The organism is Amycolatopsis sp. CA-230715 (genome assembly GCF_018736145.1).
Lineage (GTDB): Bacteria > Actinomycetota > Actinomycetes > Mycobacteriales > Pseudonocardiaceae > Amycolatopsis.
In genome coordinates this window covers 123,702-145,000 of record NZ_CP059997.1, presented here as the reverse complement: position 1 = coordinate 145,000, position 21,299 = coordinate 123,702, and the positions used below count along the sequence as shown (strand labels likewise).

Sequence of the window (21,299 nt, the reverse complement as noted above, 5' to 3'; positions counted from 1 at the left end):
TCAGTACCCGTAGGAAGAGAAAACAAAAGTGATTCCGTGAGTAGTGGCGAGCGAAAGCGGAAAAGGCTAAACCGTGCACATGTGATAGTTGTCAGACGTTGTGTGTGCGGTGTTGTGGGACCTAGCGTGAAGATTCTGACAGGTCTTCCGATGCGCGCGTGAGTTAGTGGAACGCCTTGGGATGGGTGACCGGAGAGGGTGAGAGTCCCGTACGCGAAAGCTTGCGTTGTGTGTTGTGCTGGTGTTCCCGAGTAGCAGCGAGCTCGTGGAATTTGCTGTGAATCTGCCGGGACCACCCGGTAAGCCTAAATACTTCCTGAAGACCGATAGCGGACTAGTACCGTGAGGGAAAGATGAAAAGTACCCCGGGAGGGGAGTGAAAGAGTACCTGAAACCGTGTGCCTACAAGCCGTCAGAGCATTTTCGGATGTGATGGCGTGCCTTTTGAAGAATGAGCCTGCGAGTTAGTGCTACGTGGCGAGGTTAACCCGTGTGGGGTAGCCGTAGCGAAAGCGAGTCTGAACAGGGCGAACGTAGTCGCGTGGTCTAGACCCGAAGCGGAGTGATCTACCCATGGCCAGGGTGAAGCGCCGGTAAGACGGCGTGGAGGCCCGAACCCACTTAGGTTGAAAACTGAGGGGATGAGCTGTGGGTAGGGGTGAAAGGCCAATCAAACTCCGTGATAGCTGGTTCTCCCCGAAATGCATTTAGGTGCAGCGTCGCATGTTTCACATCTGGGGTAGAGCTACTGGATGGTCTAGGGGCCTTACCGGGTTACCGAAATCAACCAAACTCCGAATACAGATGTGTGAGAGTGCGGCAGTGAGACGGCGGGGGATAAGCTTCGTCGTCGAGAGGGAAACAGCCCAGAACACCAGCTAAGGCCCCTAAGTGTGTGCTCAGTGGGAAAGGATGTGGGATTGCCCAGACAACCAGGAGGTTGGCTTAGAAGCAGCCACCCTTGAAAGAGTGCGTAATAGCTCACTGGTCAAGTGGTCCTGCGCCGACAATGTAGCGGGGCTTAAGCACACCGCCGAAGCTGTGTCACTCGTACAATACATCCGCTTCAGCCCTCGGGTTGTTGTGTAGTGGTACGGGTGGGTAGGGGAGCGTCCTGCACCCAGAGAAGCGGCCGCGTAAGCGAGTCGTGGAGGGTGTGGGAGTGAGAATGCAGGCATGAGTAGCGAAAGCAGAGTGAGAAACTCTGCCGCCGGATGACCAAGGGTTCCTGGGCCAGGCTAATCCGCCCAGGGTAAGTCGGGACCTAAGGCGAGGCCGACAGGCGTAGTCGATGGATAACGGGTTGATATTCCCGTACCCGTGTTTGTTCGCCCCTGGCGAGGCAGTTGACACTAACCACCCAAAGCCACACGCTGAAATCTTCGGATAGAGGTGTGTGGTGGAGCGTGGGACCTGATTCTGTAGTAGCCAAGCGATGGGGTGACGCAGGAAGGTAGCTCCGCCAGTGAATGGTAGTACTGGTGTAAGCGTGTAGGCCGGAACATAGGCAAATCCGTGTTCCACCAGGCTGAGACGTGACGCATAGCCGATTGAGGTGAAGTAGAGTGATCCTATGCTGCCGAGAAAAGCCTCTAGCGAGAACATACACGGCCCGTACCCCAAACCAACACAGGTGGTCAGGTAGAGAATACTAAGGCGATCGGGTGAACTGTGGTTAAGGAACTCGGCAAAATGCCCCCGTAACTTCGGGAGAAGGGGGGCCAAAGCACCTGAAGCCCCACGCGGGCTAGGGTGAGTTGGCCGCAGAGACCAGCGGAAAGCGACTGTTTACTAAAAACACAGGTCCGTGCGAAGAAGCAATTCGATGTATACGGACTGACGCCTGCCCGGTGCTGGAACGTTAAGAGGACCGGTTAGCCCTTCGGGGCGAAGCTGAGAATTTAAGCGCCAGTAAACGGCGGTGGTAACTATAACCATCCTAAGGTAGCGAAATTCCTTGTCGGGTAAGTTCCGACCTGCACGAATGGCGTAACGACTTTCCGGCTGTCTCAACCACAGGCCCGGCGAAATTGCACTACGAGTAAAGATGCTCGTTACGCGCGGCAGGACGGAAAGACCCCGGGACCTTTACTATAGTTTGGTATTGGTTTTCGGTTCGGCTTGTGTAGGATAGGTGGGAGACTAGGAAACCTTCACGCTAGTGGAGGTGGAGTCAATCTTGAAATACCACTCTGGTCGAATTGGGAATCTCAACCTCGGACCATGATCTGGTTCAGGGACAGTGCCTGATGGGTAGTTTAACTGGGGCGGTTGCCTCCCAAAGAGTAACGGAGGCGCCCAAAGGTTCCCTCAGCCTGGTTGGCAATCAGGTGTCGAGTGCAAGTGCACAAGGGAGCTTGACTGTGAGACAGACATGTCGAGCAGGGACGAAAGTCGGGACTAGTGATCCGGCACCACCTGGTGGAAGGGGTGTCGCTCAACGGATAAAAGGTACCCCGGGGATAACAGGCTGATCTTGCCCAAGAGTCCATATCGACGGCATGGTTTGGCACCTCGATGTCGGCTCGTCGCATCCTGGGGCCGGAGTAGGTCCCAAGGGTTGGGCTGTTCGCCCATTAAAGCGGCACGCGAGCTGGGTTTAGAACGTCGTGAGACAGTTCGGTCCCTATCCGCCGCGCGCGCAGGAGACTTGAGGAAGGCTGTCCCTAGTACGAGAGGACCGGGACGGACGAACCTCTGGTATGCCAGTTGTCACGCCAGTGGCATGGCTGGTTAGCCACGTTCGGAAGGGATAACCGCTGAAGGCATCTAAGCGGGAAGCCTGTTCCAAGATGAGGTCTCCCACCCCCACGTGGGTTAAGGCCCCCAACAGACCATTGGGTTGATAGGCCAGAAATGGACGCACAGTAATGTGTTATCGAGTTGACTGGTACTAATAGGCCGAGGACTTGCCCACAAAGACGCTACGCATCCGCTCTACAGCTCTGAAACACCACACCACCCGTGTGGATGTTTCACAGAGTTACGGTGGTCACAGCACCAGGGAAACGCCCGGTCCCATCCCGAACCCGGAAGCTAAGCCTGGTAGCGCCGATGGTACTGCAGCCGAAGGGCTGTGGGAGAGTAGGACGCCGCCGAACACCCTTCACAACCCGGGCCCCGGTCGAGAACACCACGTTCTCCCGGGGCCCGGGTTGCTTTTACATCCACACCCAACACCGCGGCCGACTACCGCACGCCAGCAGTCCACCAGCCCGGCCCCGGCATCCGGCTGCCCCCGACCCGTACGAGAAGTCCCTTTCGTACACCCCGGGGAACCCCCGATTTCAACGTTACCGCGCCACACCGACAATTCCTGACCGGCGATGCGGCAGAGGTCATGGTCCAACGCCCCGAAGGTGGCTTTCACGGATTCCAGCGCCGCGAATTCGTCCCTCGCGCGTGCGATCGCCGAGCCGATTCGGTGCCCCGAAAGTGACCTTCAGGGACTTGAGCGCCCCGGAAGCCACTTTCGGGGCACGCGGGTCGCGGTGGTCGAACGTGCGAGGGGTGGATTTGTGTCGTCTAACGCCCCGAAGGCCACCTTCGGGGCGTGTGCAGCCTTGCTCGCACACCTGCGAGGGCCGAGAAAGTGGCGCTAGAGTCCCTGAAGGTGGCCTTCGGGGACCAACGGCGCGGCGCCCCGCCACCGATCTCGCCAAACCACCGCGGCGCGCACCCGACATGACTTTCGGGGACTCGGACGCCCCGAAAGTGAACTTCGGGGCATGCGGTGCCGCGGCAGCTGCCTAGGCGCCGGTCCCCGGCTGCTGCGGGTGCTGCCCGCGTTCGCCGCCGTGCCGGTCGGGACCGCGGCCGCCCCGCTGGTGGTCGAAGGCGTGGTGGCCACCCCGGTCGTGCGGCGACGACCCGGATTCGATCAGGGCTATCCCGCCGCCGCCGATCAGCAGCCCGATGACGCCGACCGTCACCAGCTGGGTCGCGCGGTGCCGTACGAACCGGCCGAACCCGCCCGGTGGCGCCGTGGCGGCCGGGGCAGGGGGCGGTGGCGCCTGCGGTGGGACGGCGGCAGCGGAAGCCGTGGCCGGTGCCTCGGCCGCGGGAGGCTCGGCCGGTGCCGCAGGCGCGGTGGGCTCGGCCGAATCCGCCGGGGTGGCGGGCACGGGCTCCTCCAGCGGGCGGGTCGGCTCGTCCGGTCGCTCTTCCGGCTTGTCTGACATGGCGTGCTCCAAATCCCTGACGGCGTGGGGTCCGCCGTTCCTGGTTCCAGCGTGCACGCCGTTGCTGTGCGGCCCCTGTGCGCCGGCTGTCGAAATCGGCTCGGCGCACAGGAACCGCCTGCCTCAGGAGACCGCCGCGAGCGTCTCGAGGATCTGTTCGCCGTACTTCGCCAGCTTGTTCTCCCCGACCCCGCTCACCCCGCCGAGTTCGGCGAGCGTGCCGGGTGACTCGGTCGCGATCTGGCGGAGGGTCGCGTCGTGGAAGATGACGTACGCGGGTACGCCCTGTTCCTTCGCGGCCGCCGCGCGCCAGGCGCGCAGCCGTTCGAAGACCGGCACCGCTTCCTCGGCCAGTTCGGCCGGGGCCGCCTTCTTCGCCTTCGCGGCGGCCTTCGCCGCGCGTTCCGGCTCGCGGCGAAGCCGGACCTGCCGTCCTTTGTAGAGCACTTCCTCGCTGCCGGGGGTGAGCACGAGCGTGCCGTAGTCGCCCTCGACGGAAAGCAGGCCCTGGGCCAGCAACTGCCGGACCACGCCCCGCCACTCGGTGTCCTTCAGCTCGGTCCCGATGCCGAACACCTTGAGCTGGTCGTGCCGGTGCTGCGTGACCTTCGGCGTGCCGCGGCCGAGCAGGATGTCGATCACCTGCCCCGCCCCGAACTTCTGGTTCCGCTCGTTGAGCAGACGGACCACAGTGGACAGAAGCTTCTGCGCGGGAACGGTGCCTTCCCAGGATTCCGGTGGCGTGAGGCACGTGTCGCAGTTCCCGCACGGCTCACCTCGCTGCCCGAAGTAGTTCAGCAGCTGCACTCGGCGGCACTCGACGGTTTCGCACAGCGCGAGCATCGCGTCGAGATGCGCCGACAGCCTGCGGCGGTGCGCCTGATCGCTCTCGGAGGTGTCGATCATCTTCCGCTGCTGCACCACGTCCTGCAGCCCGTAGGCGAGCCACGCCGTCGACGGCAGCCCGTCCCGGCCGGCGCGACCGGTCTCCTGGTAGTACCCCTCGACGGACTTCGGCAGGTCGAGGTGCGCGACGAACCGGACATCCGGTTTGTCGATGCCCATGCCGAACGCGATCGTGGCGACCACCACCAGGCCGTCCTCGCGCAGGAACCGCGACTGGTGCTCCGCGCGGATGCGCGCGTCCAGCCCCGCGTGGTACGGCACCGCCGGGATTCCGTTCTGCACCAGGAATTCCGCGGTCTTCTCGACCGAGGCGCGGGACAGGCAGTAGACGATCCCGGCGTCGCCGGCGTGCTCGGTGCGCAGCAGTTGCAGCAGCTGGCGCTTCGGCTCGTTCTTGCCGACGATCCGGTACTGGATGTTCGGCCGGTCGAAGCTCGCCACGAAGTGCCGGGCCTCGCCGAGGTTGAGCCTGCTCGCTATCTCGGCGTGGGTGGCCTCCGTCGCGGTGGCGGTCAACGCGATCCTCGGCACCGACGGCCACCGCTCGTGCAGCTCGGACAGCGCGAGGTAATCGGGCCGGAAGTCGTGGCCCCACTGGGAAACGCAGTGCGCCTCGTCGATCGCGAACAACGCGATGGTGCCGCGGTCGAGCAGTTGCACCGTGGACTCCACCCGCAGCCGTTCGGGCGCGAGGTAGAGCAGGTCCAGTTCGCCGGACAGGAAGGCGGCCTCGGTCTCCCTGCGCTCGTCGAACCCCTGCGTGGAGTTGAGGAACCCGGCGCGCACACCGAGGTTGCGCAGCGCGTCCACCTGGTCCTGCATGAGGGCGATGAGCGGCGAGATCACCACACCGGTGCCCTCGCGGACGAGCGAGGGGATCTGGTAGCACAGCGACTTCCCGCCGCCGGTCGGCATCAGGACGAGCGCGTCACCGCCGTCGACGACCTGACCGATGATCTGCTCCTGCTCGCCGCGGAACGAGTCGTATCCGAAGACGCGGCGCAGGACGTCGAGTGCGGTGGGGGTTTCGGTTTCGGCGGAAGCCATTGCGCGATTCTAGGAGGACTCCGGTGCGGAGCGGTGGGCGACTCTCGGCGGCGCAACGGGAAACCAGGCGATACCGTCCGGAAATCGACCATTCGCGGCCCCGCGGCCGGTCAGCGGACGCCGCGGGGCCGGAACTGGATGCTGATCCGCGGCCCGGCCTTCGCCGCCTTCGGCACCGCGTGCTCCCACGTGCGCTGGCACGAGCCACCCATCACGATGAGGTCGCCGTGCCCCAGTGCGCGCCGCACGGTGGCGCCGCCGCCGCGAGGGCGCAGTGCCAGCGCGCGCGGCGCGCCCACCGAGACGATCGCGACCATGGTGTCCTCCGACGAGCCGCGCCCGATGGTGTCGCCGTGCCAGGCGACGCTGTCGCGCCCGTCGCGGTAGTAGCACAGACCCGCGGTGCGGAACGGTTCGCCGAGTTCGGTCGCGTAGTGCCGGCTCAACGCGGCCTTCGCGTCGATGAGCACGCGGTCCGGCAACGGTTCGTGCTCGTCGTAGAAGCACAGCAGCCGCGGCACGTCGACCGTGCGGTCGTACATCCGGCGCCGTTCGCCGTGCCACGGGACGACCTCGGCAAGGCGCTGGAACAGGGCGTCCGCCCCGGTGAGCCAGCCGGGCAGCACGTCGATCCAGGCGCCGCGGCCCAGTTCGGTGCGACGCAGCCCGGCGAGCGGCCCGATGCCCACCCGCCCGGTATCGGCGAAGAGCGACTCCTGCAGTTCGACGGCCATGCCGCGACTGTACCCGACGATCGAACGAGTGTTCGAGAGCTGCTCGTGCTCCGGAAACTGTCGGTGCGGCGGGTTACCTTCGCGCCATGTCGTTATCCGTACACGAACGCGAGCAGTTCCTGGCCGAGCCGCACATCGCCGCGCTGTCCGTCTCGGCGGGGCCGGACCGCGGCCCGCTGACCGTGCCGATCTGGTACGCCTACGAACCGGGCGGTGAGCTGTGGCTGCTCACCGGGGTCGACTCGCGCAAGGCCAAGCTCATCGAGGCCGCGGGCCGGTTCACGATGATGGTGGAGCGCCTCGAACCCTCGATCCGGTACGTCGCGGTGGAAGGGCCGGTCACCAGGACGGCGCCCGGCACGCACGAGATGTTGTGGGAGATGAGCGCGCGCTACCTCCCGGAGGAGAAACTCGAGGCCTACGTCGAGATGGCCGAGGCCGAACACGGGGAGCAGCTCGCGGTCTACCTGCGCCCCGAGCGATGGATCTCGGCCGATCTCGGCTCCGTCTGAGTCATCGAGGTGGGCGGGCGCCCGCCCACCTCGATGAGCTAACCCACGTACGACTCCACGGCGTCGGCCGCCTTGTCGACGCCGCCCTGCGCGCGCACCGCCCGCTGGATTTCGGCGAGCCGTGCCGCGATCTCCGGTGCCCCGGCGACGGCGTCCACGGCTTCGCGCAGCGCCGTGGCCGTGACCTCCTCCGCGGGCAGGTGCTTGCCGACGCCGAGCTGCTCCAGCAGCGCGGCGTTGCCGAACTGGTCGACGGCCTGCGGGATCGCGACGGTCGGCACGCCGAACCAGAGCGCCTCCGTGCAGCCGCCCATCCCGGCGTGCGTGATGAACGCGGACGCGGCGGCCAGCACGGCGAGCTGCGGCACGGTTTCGTGCAGTTCGAACCCGTCCGGCACGGGGCCGAGCGAGGCGCGGTCGACCTTGTCGCCGATCGCCATCACGACGTGCCAGCCGGAGCCCGCGAAGGCTTCGAAGCAGGCGCGGAACACCTCGGCCTGGTCGTTGAAGGCGGTGCCGAACGACACCAGCAGCACGGGCGCGCCGCCCGCTGGCGGTGTCCAGCTCGTGTCGGCCAGCCGTACCGGGTCGAGGCACGGGCCGACGAACCGGACCCGTTCCGGCACCCGGTCCGCGTTCGGCTGCATGGCGCGGGGAATGAGCGAGAGCACGTGCTCCGGGCGCGCCAGCCATTCCGAGGCGGGCCGGTCGATGCCGTTCTCCCGCAGCCACGCGTCGAACGTCGCGTAGTAGCTCTTCCCCGAGTCCGAAGTGGCTATCGCTTGCAGCGTTTCGGCGAGGTCCTCTTCGTAGCCGTCCCACGCGACGTAGGTGGGGGAGAGCTGCACGGCGGGCACGCCGTAGCGCGCGCCGAGCACGGGGCCCGGCAGGCCGCCGATGTCGTAGAGCACCAGCTCGGGCCGGTCGTCGTCGAACCGCTCGGTGAGCGCGGGCAGCACCGCGATGCCTTCGTCGAGGAAGACGCGCATCGCCGACGCCGGGTCCTCCGGCCATGCGGCGGCGTCGCCGAGGGGCAGGATCGACGGGTGCGTGACCGGCTCGGCGCCGGTCGGCTCGACCAGCCCGGCGAGCGGTTCACCGACGGCGTAGCTGACCCGGTGCCCCCTCGACACGAGCTCTCTGATCACGGCGAGGGAGGGGTAGACGTGGCTCGGAGCGGTGCAGCCGACCATGAGGACGTGGTGGCGGTTTCGCATAGTTTTCCCTGTCGCATTCTCGAAAAGGTGGTCGACGGCGCGCAGGAGTGCGCCCGGCCGGGGCCGGGGGCGGCTCGAAGGGGCGGCCCGATGACGGGCGCCCTGCGGTCGCGCCGGATCAGCGGGAGCGCAAGCGGGAAAACATGATCATGCGCGAGACCCTACGGTCGCCCCGAGCACCCGGCAACCGGGTTTTCCGGGACGTGCGCGGCGGTGAGCGACGCGTCCACCGCCCAGCCGAGCGCGGTGTAGAGCCCGTGCCCGTCCTCGGTCGCGACGAGCACCGCGTGCGTGGCGCCTCGCGCCGCCGCGGCGGACCCGAGCGCGCCCATCACCAGCCGTCCGAGGCCGCGCCTGCGGTGCGCGGGCTCGGTGACCACCTGGTCGACGGTGGCCGACGAGCCCCATCGCGCGACCCGGCCCGAAGCCGCGGTGCCGCCGTCGGCCGCGTGCACGAAGACGTCGAGCACCGGTCCCGTTTCCCGGATCTCGACGGTGTACCCAGTCGGCGGTTCCGGCGCGTCGCCCGCGCCGAGACCGACGGACATCAAGTACTCGGGTTCGCCGATCAGCCACGGCGCGCTCAGCGTCGCGACGGTGTCCGCCCGCGGCCCGCAGACCTTCAACCAGGTGCCCGGCGAGGCGACGGACCGCGCTCGCTCGCCGACGGTGTCCTGGCTCGCGAGCACGTAGCGGACGCGGTGCCCGTGGCGTCCGACGTCGATGCGGAACCCGTCCGGCTCCGGCACGGGCACGGCCGTTCCTCGGCAGCGCGCCCACCCGTGCACCCAGTCGGCGATCAACGGCCGGAGGTCGCGCGCGGCCCGAAAAGGCGCGTCGGTGGCGGAGTCCATGCGATCATCCTGGCACCGCGCGGCCGGAGGGGGCGAGGGCGAGATGGTGGACTTCGACACGGTCGCCGAAGAGCTGTACGCGCTCCCGCGTGCCGAGTTCGTGGCGGCCCGTGACCGGCGGCAGGCCGAGGCGCGCAAGGCGGGCGACCGCGAGCTCGCCGCCCGGATCAAGAAGCTGCCGAAGCCGACGGTCGCGGCGGACGTGGTGAACCGGCTCGTCCGGGAGCGCCGCGAGCACGTCGAAGCGCTCGCGGCGCTGGGGGAGGAGCTGCGGGAAACACACCGGACCGGAACCGGGCGCCCGCTGCCCGAGCTGACGAAGGAGCGGCACCGGCGGGTACGGGAGCTGATGCGCGGCGAGTCCATTTCGGACAGTGCGGCGGTCGCGGTGGAGGAGACGCTCAACGCGGTCGTCGCCGACGCGGCCGCCGCGGACTCGGTGCTGTCCGGGCGGCTCGACCGGGAACTGAGCACCTCCGCGGATTCGGCGACGACATGGCTGCTGTCCGGGCCGGAACCGGGGAAGCGTCCGTCACTGCGGGTGATCCGGCCTCCCGAGCCCCCACCCGCGCCGAAGGTTCCTGGCAAGTCCGACAAGGCGCGCCAGCGTGAACTGGCGAAGGCGAAGAAGGCCGTCGAGGAGGCCGAAAGCGCGGCGTCGGAGGCCGGGCGCGCGCTGGAAAAGGGGCGGCGCGAGGTCGAACGTGCGCAGAACCGCGTGGTGAAGCTGCGGGCCCAGGTGCGCGAGGCAGAGGACGCGGTCACCGAGGCGAAGGAGTCTGTCGCGGACCTCGGCCGCGAACACCGGGAAGCACTCACCGCCCAGGCCGAAGCCAGGGAACGCCTCCACCTGCTCGAAGTCGACTAGCGGGTTTCAGCCATTTCCTTGCTTCGATGAAACAACCCTTGGATCATTTGTTTCATGGAAGCAAACAAAGCGCAGGTGGCCGACCTGGCGCACACCGTCACGCGGTTCGGCGAGGCGCTGCGCAGGGGGCAGGAGCGCGCGTTCGACCCCGTCCGGGTCGGCGTCCTGCAGTTCGTCGTCGAGCGGGAACGGGCGCGGCCGGGGGAGATCGCCGAGGAGCTGGACGTCCTCCCGTCTTCGGTCACGCGTCACGTGCAGGCGCTCGGGGATGCGGGCTACCTGGTGGTGAAGACCGATCCGGCGGACCGGCGGGCATCGGTCATCGAAGCCACCGAAGCCGGGCGGGAGCAGGCGCGCCAGTTCACCGAGGCGGGTATCGCGGTGTTCCAGGCCGTGATCGCCGAGTGGTCCGCCGACGACGTCGTCACGCTGACCGGACTGCTGAACCGCATGATCGGCGATTGGACGGCGCACGGCGCCGAGCAACAGCGCGCGGCCAGGGGACGCCGGCGCTTCAGGTGGAGCGAGACCTAGGAGGGGAACCATGGCGGTATCGGCCAGACCATTGGACGTGCTCGTCGCCGGGGGCGGGATCGGCGGGCTCGCGCTGGCGCACGGGCTGCGCAAAGCGGGCGTGCGCGTCACCGTGTACGAACGGGACCGGCACCGGACCGACCGGCTGCAGGGGTTCCGGATTCACATCAACCCGCACGGCAGCGGCGCGCTCGCCGAGTTGCTCCCACCGGAGGCGTTCGCGAGGTTCGCCGCGAGCGGCGGGAAGGGTGGCAACGAGTTCGGGTTCGTCACGGAGCAGGCGAAGGAACTCCTCCGGCTCGACGCGGAGATCACCACCGGCGGGGCGCGCGCGCCGGAAGACAGCCACTACGGGATCAGCAGGATCACCCTGCGCCAGATCCTGCTGTCCGGTCTCGACGACGTCGTGCGCTTCGGCAAGAAGTTCGAACGGTACGAGCGGGAACCGGACGGACGGGTCACGGCCGTCTTTTCCGACGGCACCACGGCGACGGGCGACGTGCTGGTCGGCGCCGACGGCGGGACGTCCCGCGTCCGCGCGCAGTACCTGCCCCACGCCGAACGGGTCGACACGGGAATCGTCGCGGTAGCGGGGAAGTACCTGCTCACCGACGAGACCAGGGCGGGGCTCGCGCCGCGGTTCCTCGCCGGGCCGGTGAGCGTCCTGCCGCCGAAGGGCTGCGGGATGTTCGTCGCGCCGCACGAGTTCTCCGGCGAGAACGACGAACTCGAACCCGGCGCGCTGTTCGACAACACCCGGCCGTACGTCTTCTGGGCGCTCGCGGCGAAACGGCCGAGCTGGGACCGCCGCACCGGCGGGCGCGAGCTGGAGTCGCTGACGGGCGGGGAGCTGCGGGGCCTCGTGCTCGACACGACGGAGCGGTGGAGCGAGGACCTGCGAACCCTCGTGGCCGGCTCGGCCGAGGAGGCCGTCACCGTCCTCCCGATCAGGACGGCCACCCCGGTGGCGGCGTGGGAGACGACGAACGTGACGGTGCTTGGCGACGCGATCCACAGCATGACGCCGTTCCGCGGGATCGGGGCCAACACCGCGCTCCGCGACGCCCGACTGCTGTGCCGCCGCCTGGTTGCCGCGAACCGGGGCGACATCGGGTTGCTCGACGGCATCCGCGAGTACGAAGCCGAGATGACCGAGTACGGGTTCGCGGCCGTGAAGGATTCGATGAAGGCGGCGACGATGGCGGTGAGCGATGGCCGCGCCGGCCGCGTCGTGGCGAGGACGGTGTTCCGCTCGCTCAACGCCGTGCCTCCGCTCAAGCGCCGGGTCTTCGCGGGGTTCGGCGACTCCTGACCGTGTCCGGCGGCCATTGCGTGGCCAAAACGCTGAGCTGCGTGGATGGTCGGAAATGGCCACAGATCGTGTTCGGGCTCCCACTGGGCGCGATGATCTTCTATCGTGCTGAGTACTGGGGGTCGGCGCGGGCCCGTACCGCGCACCCGCTGCGGGCGCGCGCCGATTCTAAGCGCGGTCGACGAGAACCTGGATCCCGTCGAGGATCCGGTCGAGGCCGAAGTCGATGTCCGCTTCGGGAAGCTCGGCGTCGTCGTAACCGCCCCCGCCGTAGACCGAGGCCGTGATCGGGAATCCCCGTTCGGCCATCCGGGGCAGCAGGAACTCGAGCACCTCGGGCCGGGCGAGCGCCGGGGTCCGCTGCCGCAGGTCCCGGTCCAGTGCGGCGGTGCCGCGCGCGTAGTTGTCGAGCAGCACCGCGGCGCCGAGCGCGTCGGCGGCGCTCAGCCCGGAGCCGGACACGCCGTCGAGGAACACCTCCATCCAGCCGAGCAGGTTCGGCGTGATCGGGGCGCCGTGAGAGGGCATGTCCAGCAGCCACGGATGGACGCGGAGCCGTTCGAGGAAGGCGCGTGTCCACACGGTCATGGCTTCGCGCCAGTGCCCGGTCTCGACGACCGAGTCCGGCGGCGGGCCCCACGCGGTGTCCGCGAGCAGGACGAGCAGCTCGTCCTTCGACCGGACGTAGCGGTAGAGCGCGTTGGGAGTGAGCCCGAGGTGCCGGGCGATCCGCGGCATCGACACCGCGCCGAACCCGTCGGCGTCGGCCACTTCGATCCCGGCCCGCACCACGTCGTCGATGGTGTGCGCGGGCTTCGGGCCGCGCCGGGGCCCCGGCGTGACGCCCCAGGCGAGCGCGAGTCCCGGCGGGAGCTTCGGGTCGTTCTCCGTCATCACCGCCATCCTTCCGCATCACGCCACCGGCGATAAACTGTGCGTGCAATACACTATTTACCGGAACCGCTGACGGGAAGGGGATCGGGCGTGCGTTCACCGGCATGGCTCACCGAGCTGCCGCTCTCCGCGGCGGATCGGACGGTGGTGGGCGAGCGCATCGAGGAGGCGCGCACGGCCGGTCTGCTCACCGACGAGGAGGCGGCGGACCGGTACGCGCGCTTGGCGACCGCGAGGACGCGCGGCGACCTGCGGGGCGCGCTTCCCCGGTCGCCCGGCGCGGTCGTGCCCGTGGACCTGCTCGTGGCGGCGAGGCTGGTGGCCGCGGTGACCTTCGCGCTGACCGTGGTCCAGATCGTGGTGTGGGTGCTGGTGATGGTGTTCAGCGGGAACGCCGAGGAACCGTGGTGGATGTGGACCGCGCTGCCCGGCGCCGCCGCGGTGGCCGGGCTCTGGCAGGCGCGGCGCTGGCTCAGCCGCCGCGCGCGCTGAGCAAGTCCTTTGTGGACACCGGGGCGCGCGGCATGACGCCGGGTGGTACCGGGCAGTAGATTGTGGTTCTCCCGTACCGAGGGCACTTCCCCGACCACCAGGAGACGCGCGTGCCGAACCCCGCCCCGAAGACGCTGTGCGAGTCGTTCCAATCCCTGGTCGCGGCCCATCCGGACCGGGTCGCGATCAGGACGCCCGGCGACACGACCGTGCTCACCTGGCGCGACTACGGCAGGCGCGTGGAGCGGATCGCGGCGGGGCTCGCCGGGCTCGGCGTCGGCAAGGGGGACACGGTCGGGATCATGCTCACCAACTCCCCGGAGTTCCATTTGGTGGACACCGCGGCGCTGCACGCCGGCGCGACGCCGTTCTCCATCTACAACACCAACCCGCCCGAGAAGGTCCGGTACCTGTTCGGCAACGCGGGCAACCGGGTCGTGGTGTGCGAGACGCAGTTCCTGGACGTGGTCGAGGCGGCCGCCCGCGCCGGGGACGTCGAGCACATCGTCTGCGTCGACGGCGAGCGCGAGGGCGTGATCTCGTTGGCGGAGCTGGAGAACTCGCCCGCGCCGGGGTTCGACTTCGAGGCTTCGTGGCGCGCGGTGGACGCGGGCGACGTGCTCACGATCGTCTACACCTCGGGCACCACCGGGCCGCCGAAGGGCGTCGAACTGACCCACGCCAACCTGATCGCGAACACGGAGGCGGCGCGAGAGGTGGCGGACATCGCCGTCGGGGACCGAGTGGTGTCCTACCTGCCCGACGCCCACGCCGCGAACCGGTGGGTGTGCCACTGGGGGAACCTGTTCACCGGCGTCGAGATCACCACGGTGGCGAACCCGAAGGAGGTGCTCGCCGCGCTGACCGACGCGCGCCCGACGTTCTTCGTCGGCGTGCCCGCGATCTGGTACAAGATCAAAGCCGGGGTGGAGGCGAAGCTCGCCGCCGAGAAGAGCCCGGTGAAGAAGCGGCTCGGCGCGTGGGCGATCGGCGTCGGGCGGCGCGTGGTCCGGCTCGAAGGGAAGCCGGTCCCGTTCCCGCTGCGGCTCCGGCACCGGATCGCCGACCGGCTGGTGCTTTCCCGGGTCCGTGCCGCGCTCGGGCTGGACGAGGTGAAGGTGGCGGCCTCCAGCGCCGCGCCGATCGAGCCGGACGCGCTCGAGTTCATGCTCGCGCTGGGCGTCACGGTGTGCGAGGCGTGGGGCATGTCCGAGCTGACCGCCGCGGCCACCGCGAACCGGCCGGGCCGGATCCGCGTCGGCACCGTCGGGACCCCGTTCAGCGGCGTCGAAGTGCGGATCGCCGAGGACGGGGAACTGCTCGTGCGCGGCCCGATCGTGATGAAGGGCTACCGCGGAGAGCCGGAGAAGACCGCGGAGATCCTCGATGCCGACGGCTGGCTGCATTCCGGCGACATCGCCACGATCGACGAGGACGGCTACGTCCGCATCGTCGACCGCAAGAAGGAACTGATCATCAACGCGGCGGGCAAGAACATGTCCCCGAGCAACATCGAGAACGCGGTGAAGGTCGGTTGCCCGCTGATCGGGTCGGTGCTGGCGGTCGGGGACCGGCGGCCCTACGTCGTGGCGCTGGTGACGCTCGACCCCGACGCCTGCGCGGCGCACGCGGCCGAACGCGGGCTGCCCGACGCCGCGCCCGCCGCGCTCGCCACCGATCCCGAAGTGGTCGCGATGGTCGAGGACGCGGTCGAGCGGGCGAACGGGAAGCTCTCGCGCGTGGAGCAGGTCAAGAAGACCGTGGTCCTGCCCGACGTGTGGGAACCCGGCGGCGACGAGGTCACGCCGACGATGAAGCTGCGGCGCAAGCCGATCGCGGCACGGTACGCGGACCGGATCGAAGCGCTCTACTCGGCTTAGGGGCGCGTTCCGCGCGGGTGCCGTCCCGCCCGCGCGGAACGGCACCGGATTTCGCCGGGGAAGACGTTCTCGCCGAGGGGGACTTGACAAAAGGGGGACAATAAAAAATCGGCGTGCTCTCCATAAAACAATGGATAGTCCGCCGAACCTAATGTCAGTTTAGCGGCTGCGAGGACAAGTGTCAACTCAGGGGTACGAAGCGGAATTGCGGTCCGAACGGGACTACGTGGCCGGGCTTTACACGCGGCTCGACGCCGAGCGCGCGCGAGTGAAGGGGGAGTACCGGAAGGCACTGCGGGGAGACGGCGGAACGCCGATGGAACGGGACGTGCGGGTGCGCGCGACGGCCAGGGAGGTGAAGCGGCTGGACGTCGCCGACAACGGATTGTGCTTCGGGCGACTGGACACCGTTTCCGGTGAACGTTCCTACATCGGCCGGATCGGCCTTTTTGACGAGGAAAACGACTACGAGCCCGTGCTGCTCGATTGGCGGGCTCCGGCGGCGCGCGCGTTCTACGTCGCCACCGGCGCGAACCCGGAGAACATGCGCCGCCGCCGTCAGCTCCACACGGGCGGGCGGACGGTCACCGGGTTCACCGACGAGGTGTTCGGCAGGCCAGCCGAGGGCGAGCAGGGCGACGCGGCGCTGCTCGCGGCGGTCAACGCGCCGCGAGGCGAGGGGATGCGCGACATCGTCGCGACGATCCAGGCCGAGCAGGACGAGATCATCCGGCTCGACCACCCCGGGGTGCTGGTGATCGAGGGCGGGCCCGGTACCGGGAAGACCGTGGTGGCGCTGCACCGGGTCGCGTACCTGCTCTACACCCAGCGGGAGCGGATGGAACGGCACGGCGTGCTCGTGATCGGGCCCAATCCGTCGTTCCTGCACCACATCGGCCGCGTCCTGCCGTCGCTCGGGGAGTCCGACGTCGTGTTCATGACCCCGGGGGACCTCGTGCCGGGGCTGAGCACCACGGCCGAGGACGCGCCGGAAGTCGCGCGGCTCAAGGGATCGCTGAAGATGCTGGACGTGCTCGCTGCGGCGGTCGCCGACCGGCAGCGGCTGCCGGAGGAGCCGGTGCCGATCCAGCTGAAGGACGTCACGGTGCACATCGACGCCCCGACCGCGGAGTGGGCGAGGCAGGAGGCGCGCGACAGCGGGCTGCCGCACAACGAGGCCCGCGCGACGTTCACCGAGATCGTCACGTACGTGCTCACCGAACGGGCGATCGGCCGGATCGGACGGGGCTGGCTGACCAGGGACGACCGCGAAGAATGGGAGGACATGCGGACCGGGCTGGTCAAGGAGCTCGCGCAGGACGACCGGTTCCTCGCCGCGCTCGACGCGCTGTGGCCGATCCTGACCCCGGAAACGCTGCTGGGATCGCTGTACTCCTCCGAAGAACGGCTGCGGGCGGCGGGCGCGGACCCGGTGCTCCTGCGCGCCGACGAAGAGGCGTGGACGGTGTCGGACATCCCGTTGCTCGACGAGCTGGTCGACCTCCTCGGTTTCGACAAGACGGCGGAAAAGGCGGCGCAGCGGGCCGCCGAGCGGGAACGCAAAGCCAAGGAGGAGTACGCCGAAGGCGTCATGGAGATCATGAAGCTGGACCGCGAGGAAATGGACGAGGACGTCATGCTGGCGGCCGAAAACCTGATCTTCGCCGACGAGCTGGCCGACCGCTTCGTCGACCAGGACACCCGCACCCTTGTCGAACGCGCCGCCGCGGACCGGGACTGGACCTACCGGCACGTGGTGGTCGACGAGGCGCAGGAACTGTCCGAAATGGACTGGCGGGTGCTGATGCGGCGGTGCCCCAACCGGTCCTTCACGGTGGTCGGCGATCTCGCCCAGCGCCGGTCGGAGGCGGGCGCGCGCTCGTGGGGCTCGATGCTGGAGCGCTACGTGCCCGGCCGCTGGGTCTACCGGTCGCTGTCGGTGAACTACCGCACCCCGGCGGAGATCATGGCCGTCGCCGCGGCGCTGCTCGCCGAGTTCGCGCCCGGTGTCGAGCCGCCGGAGTCGGTCCGCGCGTGCGGTGTCCAGCCGTGGTCGAGGCGGGTGACCGAGGACGAACTGCCCGTCGCCATCGAGGAATTCGAGCGGGACGAGGCGGGCCGTGAAGGCACCAGCGTGGTGATCGGGCCGCCGGGGGTGCCCGGCGCGGTGCGCGCCTCCGACACGAAGGGCTTGGAGTTCGACGCCGTGCTGGTCGTGGACCCGGACCGGATCCTCGCCGACGGCCCGCGCGGCGCGGCCGAGCTCTACGTCGCGCTCACCCGCGCCACCCAGCGCCTCGGCGTCCTGCACCGGAACCCGATGCCGGAGGCGCTGACCGGGCTCGTCGAAGTCCCGGTGTCCGCCGGCGCGGGGAAGTAACGGCGCGCGGCCGCCCCTGGGCGCGGGGCGGCCGCGCGGCTCACCGCAGTGCCTTCTCCCGTGGCGCTTCTTCGCCTGCCGCGACGGCGGAAGCGGTGCGCAGCGCCCAGGCGCTGGTGCTCGCGAGCCCCAGCACGAGTACCGCGACGCCGCAGCCCGCCATGATGTACCAGCCGAGGTGGCTCGCCTCGGCGAAACCCCGCGACGGGGTGACCCGCGCGGTGACGGCGGCGCCGAGCACGGCGACCCCGAGCGACGCGCCGACCTGGCGGCTGGTCGAGGCGACCGCCGCGGCGACCCCGGCCTGCGCCCTCGGCATCCCGGACACCGCCGCGTTGGTGATCGGCGCGTTCAGCATGCCGAACCCGATGCCGAACGCCAGGTAGGCGAGCAGCAACTGCCAGACCGGGGTGTCGATGTCCAATGTGGACAGCAGGACCGCGCACAGCGTGATCCCGGCGCCCGCGACGAGCAGCGGCAGGCGCGGGCCCCTCGACCCGACGACCCGGCCGGACAGCGGCGCGAAGATCCCGGTCATCACCGCCATCGGCAGTGTGTACAGGCCCGCGTGCAGCGGGGACAGGCCGCGCACGTCCTGCAGGTACAGCGCGTTCAGGAAGAGGAACCCGCCGAGCGCGGCGAACCCGGTGATCGCGATGAGGGTGGCGCCGCTGAACGGCGCGCTGCGGAAGAAGCGGGTGTCGAGCAACGGCTCGCGGCGTCGTCGTTCGTAGAAAGCCAGTGCCACGGCCGAAATCGCGGCGGCGGCGAAGCAGCCCACGATCCACGGGGAGCCCCAGCCCGCGCCGGGTCCTTCGATGACGCCGTAGGTCAGCGACGCGAGCAGGACCATCACCAGCAGCTGGCCGACCGGGTCGAAGCGGCGCGGGTGCGGTGCCTTCGACTCCGGCACGTACACCGCGGTGAGCACGATCGCGAGCACGCACACGGGGACGTTGAGCCAGAAGATCGAGCGCCAGCCCACCGCGTCGACGAGCGCGCCGCCGACGACGGGGCCCAGCGACATGCTGAGCCCGACCACGCCGCCCCACACTCCGATCGCCCGCGCCCGTTCGCGCGGATCGGTGAAGGTGTTCGTGATGATCGACATGGCGACCGGGTTGAGCATCGAACCACCGATCGCCTGGATCATCCGGAAGGCGATGAGCGCGCCGGTGGTCGGCGCGATGCTGCACAGCAGCGAACCGAGTCCGAACAGGACGAGGCCGAGCTGGAAGACACGGCGGCGCCCGAACCGGTCGGCCATCGAGCCGGACAGCATGAGCAGGCTGGCGATCACCACGGTGTAGGCGTCGATCGTCCACTGCAGACCGGTGGGCGGGGAGTGCAGGTCGCGCTGGATCGACGGCAGCGCGAGGTTCACGATGGTGTTGTCGAGCCCGACGATGAACAGGCTCATACAGCAGATGGCGAGTACGAGCAGCCGGTGGCGGCGATCGAGCAAAGGTCCCCCAAGGCGGGCTGGTTTCGGTGTCACGGCGCGGAAATCCGGTCGAGGAGTGCGGCGAGCGCGGCGAGGTCGTCCTCGCCCAGCGCGGCCAGTCCCGCGGGCGGCCGGTCGGCGACGGCGTGCACGGTGTCGAGGACGCGCCTGCCCGCCGGGGTCAGTTCGACGAGCTTGGCGCGCCGGTTGCCCGGGTGCGGGCGGCGCAGCACGAGCCCGCGCGCTTCCAGGTCGTTGACGGCGACCGTGGCGGCGGGCGCGTCGACGCCCATCCGGTCGGCGAGATCGGCCATCGTGCGGGGCTCGCCGAGCCGCTTCAGCGCGCGCACCCTGGTGAACGGCAGCCCGGTGGCTTCGGAGACGGACCGGCGCCAGTCGCCCCTGCTGTCCATCACCACCGAGACCAGCTTGCCCCACACCTCGGCCGCATCCGTACCCACGGCAACTATTGTGCGCGCACAATAGTTGCCCGTCCACAACTAGTTGACCTTGATCACGTTCACCAGGTGGGCACCGTTGCCCGCATGCGCATACCGCGATGCACTGGACGTCCCGATGTCGAGGAGCGCGAATGACCGTCACGGACGAACTGCTCGCGAACAACGCCAAGTACGCCGAAGGGTTCTCGGGACCGCTGCCCCTGCCGCCGTCGAAGCACGTCGCCGTCGTCGCGTGCATGGACGCCCGGCTCAACGTCTACGGCGCGCTCGGCCTCAACGAGGGCGAAGCGCACGTCATCCGCAACGCGGGCGGAGTGGTGACCGAGGACGAGATCCGCTCGCTGGCGATCAGCCAGCGGTTGCTCGGCACCGAGGAGATCATCCTGGTGCACCACACCGACTGCGGCATGCTCACCTTCACCGACGACGAGTTCAAGGCCTCGATCGAGCGGGACACCGGGCTGAGGCCGCCGTGGGCCGCCGAAGCGTTCAGCGATCCCGAAGCCGATGTGCGGCAGTCGATCGGCCGCATCCGGAACAGCCCGTTCGTGCCGAAGAAGGATTCGGTGCGCGGGTTCGTGTTCGACGTCGCGACCGGGAGGCTGACCGAGGTCACCGCCTGAGCGCGGCCAGTTCCGCCTCCACCGCGCGGGTGCGCGGGTGGTCGCCGCCGCCGACCGCCCGCCACCGGCAGGCGATCCGCTCGAGCTCCTCGGCGGCGCCGTCGCGCTCGCCCCGGCGCGCCGCCAGCCTGGCCAGGCCCCGGCGGCATTCGAGCGCGCCGGGGATCGGGATGCCCGGTTCCGCCAGCAGGGCGCGGAATTCGGCGTCGGCGGCGTCCTGCCCGTCGTCCTGGTTGCTCAGCGCGACCGCCACGCCCAGCCGTGCCGCCATGCGCAGCCGGTGCGTGGCGGCGACCCCGCTGCGGCCGGGGACCTCGCCGAGCCGTGCCGCTTCGCGCGCGATCTCGGCGAAGGCCTCGTCGCACACCGCTTCGTCGAGTTCGACGGTCGCCTTTCGCAGCAGCTCCACGGCTTCGGCGAACTCGTGGGCCTCCACCAGCGCGAGGCCGAGCTTGATGTCGCAATGCGGGGTGGGACCCCACGCCTGCTTGGCGTCGTCGGCCAGCGCACGCAGCTCTTCGACGGCCTTCGCCGCGTCACCGCTCCACGCCCGCACACTCACCAGGGTCGTGCGGGCGTGCCACCGCCAGAACCGCTCCACCGGCACCGCCGGGTCGAACCCCGCGATCGCCTCGCCGATCGTGCCCTCGGCCTCGCGCCACCGCGGCCCGAGGTGGCGCACCGCGCCGAGCACGCACCGCGTGTTCAGCGTGACGGGATGACGATCGCCGAGATGGCGCACCGCGGCGTCGAGGACCACCGACAGCCGCGCTTCCGTTTCGGCCGGGTCGACCGTGCCGCAGATCGCGTCGTTGCGGCGCGTCGCGACGATCTGGGCGCGTCGGCGCGCCCCGGTCAGGCGCAGTGCCAAGGACATCGGAGTTCCCCCTCTGTTGCTCCGAGCCCAAGACCCTACCGTGCCGACGGAGCTGGAGTACGGTGCCGATCACGACCAGAGAT

The 21,299-nt window shown here is 69.2% G+C and carries 17 protein-coding genes and 2 rRNA genes (1 of these 19 only partly in view); 10 read left to right on the top strand and 9 right to left on the bottom strand.

Annotated features, from left to right (window positions below; all coding sequences use genetic code 11):
- Both HUW46_RS00670 and rrf read left to right on the top strand, forming a co-directional pair.
- Positions 1-2,917: ribosomal RNA gene (locus tag HUW46_RS00670) — 23S ribosomal RNA — on the top strand (it extends 204 nt beyond the left edge of the window).
- 67 nt (positions 2,918-2,984) lie between these two features.
- A 5S ribosomal RNA gene (gene rrf / locus HUW46_RS00665) occupies positions 2,985-3,101 on the top strand.
- A 648-nt stretch (positions 3,102-3,749) separates the two neighbouring features.
- On the opposite strand, the gene HUW46_RS00660 is transcribed toward rrf, so the two are convergent.
- From HUW46_RS00660 to HUW46_RS00650, 3 genes are all read right to left on the bottom strand, one after another.
- Positions 3,750-4,181, bottom strand: coding sequence for a hypothetical protein (locus HUW46_RS00660; RefSeq protein ID WP_215545396.1), 432 nt, complete (start codon positions 4,179-4,181; stop codon positions 3,750-3,752).
- A gap of 123 nt (positions 4,182-4,304) precedes the next feature.
- Positions 4,305-6,134, bottom strand: coding sequence for a DNA helicase RecQ (recQ, locus tag HUW46_RS00655; protein WP_215545395.1), 1,830 nt, complete (start codon positions 6,132-6,134; stop codon positions 4,305-4,307).
- Between the two features lie 110 nt (positions 6,135-6,244).
- Positions 6,245-6,868, bottom strand: a complete 624-nt coding sequence (locus tag HUW46_RS00650) for an alpha-ketoglutarate-dependent dioxygenase AlkB (protein ID WP_215545394.1) — start codon at positions 6,866-6,868, stop codon at positions 6,245-6,247.
- A gap of 86 nt (positions 6,869-6,954) precedes the next feature.
- On the opposite strand from HUW46_RS00650, the gene HUW46_RS00645 reads away from it, so the two are divergent.
- A complete protein-coding gene (locus tag HUW46_RS00645; RefSeq protein WP_215545393.1) occupies positions 6,955-7,380 on the top strand; it encodes a pyridoxamine 5'-phosphate oxidase family protein in 426 nt (141 codons plus the stop codon).
- A gap of 38 nt (positions 7,381-7,418) precedes the next feature.
- On the opposite strand, the gene HUW46_RS00640 is transcribed toward HUW46_RS00645, so the two are convergent.
- Together HUW46_RS00640 and HUW46_RS00635 are read right to left on the bottom strand one after the other, a co-directional pair.
- Positions 7,419-8,597, bottom strand: a complete 1,179-nt coding sequence (locus tag HUW46_RS00640; protein ID WP_215545392.1) for a macrolide family glycosyltransferase — start codon at positions 8,595-8,597, stop codon at positions 7,419-7,421.
- Between the two features lie 161 nt (positions 8,598-8,758).
- Positions 8,759-9,451: a GNAT family N-acetyltransferase gene (locus tag HUW46_RS00635; RefSeq protein ID WP_215545391.1), complete on the bottom strand. Its 693-nt coding sequence runs from the start codon at positions 9,449-9,451 to the stop codon at positions 8,759-8,761.
- On the opposite strand from HUW46_RS00635, the gene HUW46_RS00630 reads away from it, so the two are divergent.
- The 3 genes from HUW46_RS00630 to HUW46_RS00620 are packed head-to-tail and all read left to right on the top strand — an operon-like array spanning position 9,450 to position 12,165.
- Positions 9,450-10,319: a hypothetical protein gene (locus HUW46_RS00630; RefSeq protein ID WP_215545390.1), complete on the top strand. Its 870-nt coding sequence runs from the start codon at positions 9,450-9,452 to the stop codon at positions 10,317-10,319. The genes HUW46_RS00635 and HUW46_RS00630 overlap by 2 nt on opposite strands.
- A 54-nt stretch (positions 10,320-10,373) precedes the next feature.
- Positions 10,374-10,853, top strand: coding sequence for a MarR family winged helix-turn-helix transcriptional regulator (locus HUW46_RS00625; RefSeq protein ID WP_215545389.1), 480 nt, complete (start codon positions 10,374-10,376; stop codon positions 10,851-10,853).
- A gap of 10 nt (positions 10,854-10,863) precedes the next feature.
- Entirely contained in the window at positions 10,864-12,165 is a 1,302-nt protein-coding gene (locus HUW46_RS00620) for an FAD-dependent oxidoreductase (RefSeq protein ID WP_215545388.1), read from the top strand.
- Positions 12,166-12,333: 168 nt separating this feature from the next.
- Here the strand turns inward: HUW46_RS00620 and HUW46_RS00615 are convergent, their stop codons facing one another.
- A complete protein-coding gene (locus HUW46_RS00615; RefSeq protein WP_215545387.1) occupies positions 12,334-13,059 on the bottom strand; it encodes a TetR/AcrR family transcriptional regulator in 726 nt (241 codons plus the stop codon).
- 90 nt (positions 13,060-13,149) lie between these two features.
- Here HUW46_RS00615 and HUW46_RS00610 point away from each other — a divergent pair, with 90 nt between their 5' ends.
- The 3 genes from HUW46_RS00610 (at position 13,150) to helR (ending at position 17,811) form a co-directional block, all read left to right on the top strand.
- Positions 13,150-13,551: a DUF1707 domain-containing protein gene (locus HUW46_RS00610; RefSeq protein ID WP_215545386.1), complete on the top strand. Its 402-nt coding sequence runs from the start codon at positions 13,150-13,152 to the stop codon at positions 13,549-13,551.
- Positions 13,552-13,661: 110 nt separating this feature from the next.
- Complete coding sequence (locus HUW46_RS00605) at positions 13,662-15,431, top strand: AMP-dependent synthetase/ligase (RefSeq protein ID WP_215545385.1); 1,770 nt, start codon at positions 13,662-13,664, stop codon at positions 15,429-15,431.
- A gap of 178 nt (positions 15,432-15,609) precedes the next feature.
- A complete protein-coding gene (gene helR / locus HUW46_RS00600) occupies positions 15,610-17,811 on the top strand; it encodes an RNA polymerase recycling motor ATPase HelR (protein WP_215545384.1) in 2,202 nt (733 codons plus the stop codon).
- 40 nt (positions 17,812-17,851) lie between these two features.
- Here helR and HUW46_RS00595 read toward each other — a convergent pair whose 3' ends face one another.
- A complete protein-coding gene (locus HUW46_RS00595; protein WP_215545383.1) occupies positions 17,852-19,231 on the bottom strand; it encodes an MFS transporter in 1,380 nt (459 codons plus the stop codon).
- 74 nt (positions 19,232-19,305) lie between these two features.
- On the bottom strand, positions 19,306-19,716 hold the full coding sequence (locus HUW46_RS00590; RefSeq protein WP_215545382.1) for a MarR family winged helix-turn-helix transcriptional regulator: 411 nt from the start codon (positions 19,714-19,716) through the stop codon (positions 19,306-19,308).
- A gap of 131 nt (positions 19,717-19,847) precedes the next feature.
- On the opposite strand from HUW46_RS00590, the gene HUW46_RS00585 reads away from it, so the two are divergent.
- Positions 19,848-20,339 carry a beta-class carbonic anhydrase gene (locus HUW46_RS00585; RefSeq protein ID WP_215545381.1) on the top strand — a complete coding sequence of 164 codons (492 nt, stop codon included), beginning with the start codon at positions 19,848-19,850 and terminating at the stop codon, positions 20,337-20,339.
- Here HUW46_RS00585 and HUW46_RS00580 read toward each other — a convergent pair.
- Complete coding sequence (locus tag HUW46_RS00580) at positions 20,329-21,216, bottom strand: hypothetical protein (RefSeq protein ID WP_215545380.1); 888 nt, start codon at positions 21,214-21,216, stop codon at positions 20,329-20,331. The genes HUW46_RS00585 and HUW46_RS00580 overlap by 11 nt on opposite strands.
- Positions 21,217-21,299: the final 83 nt, after the last annotated feature.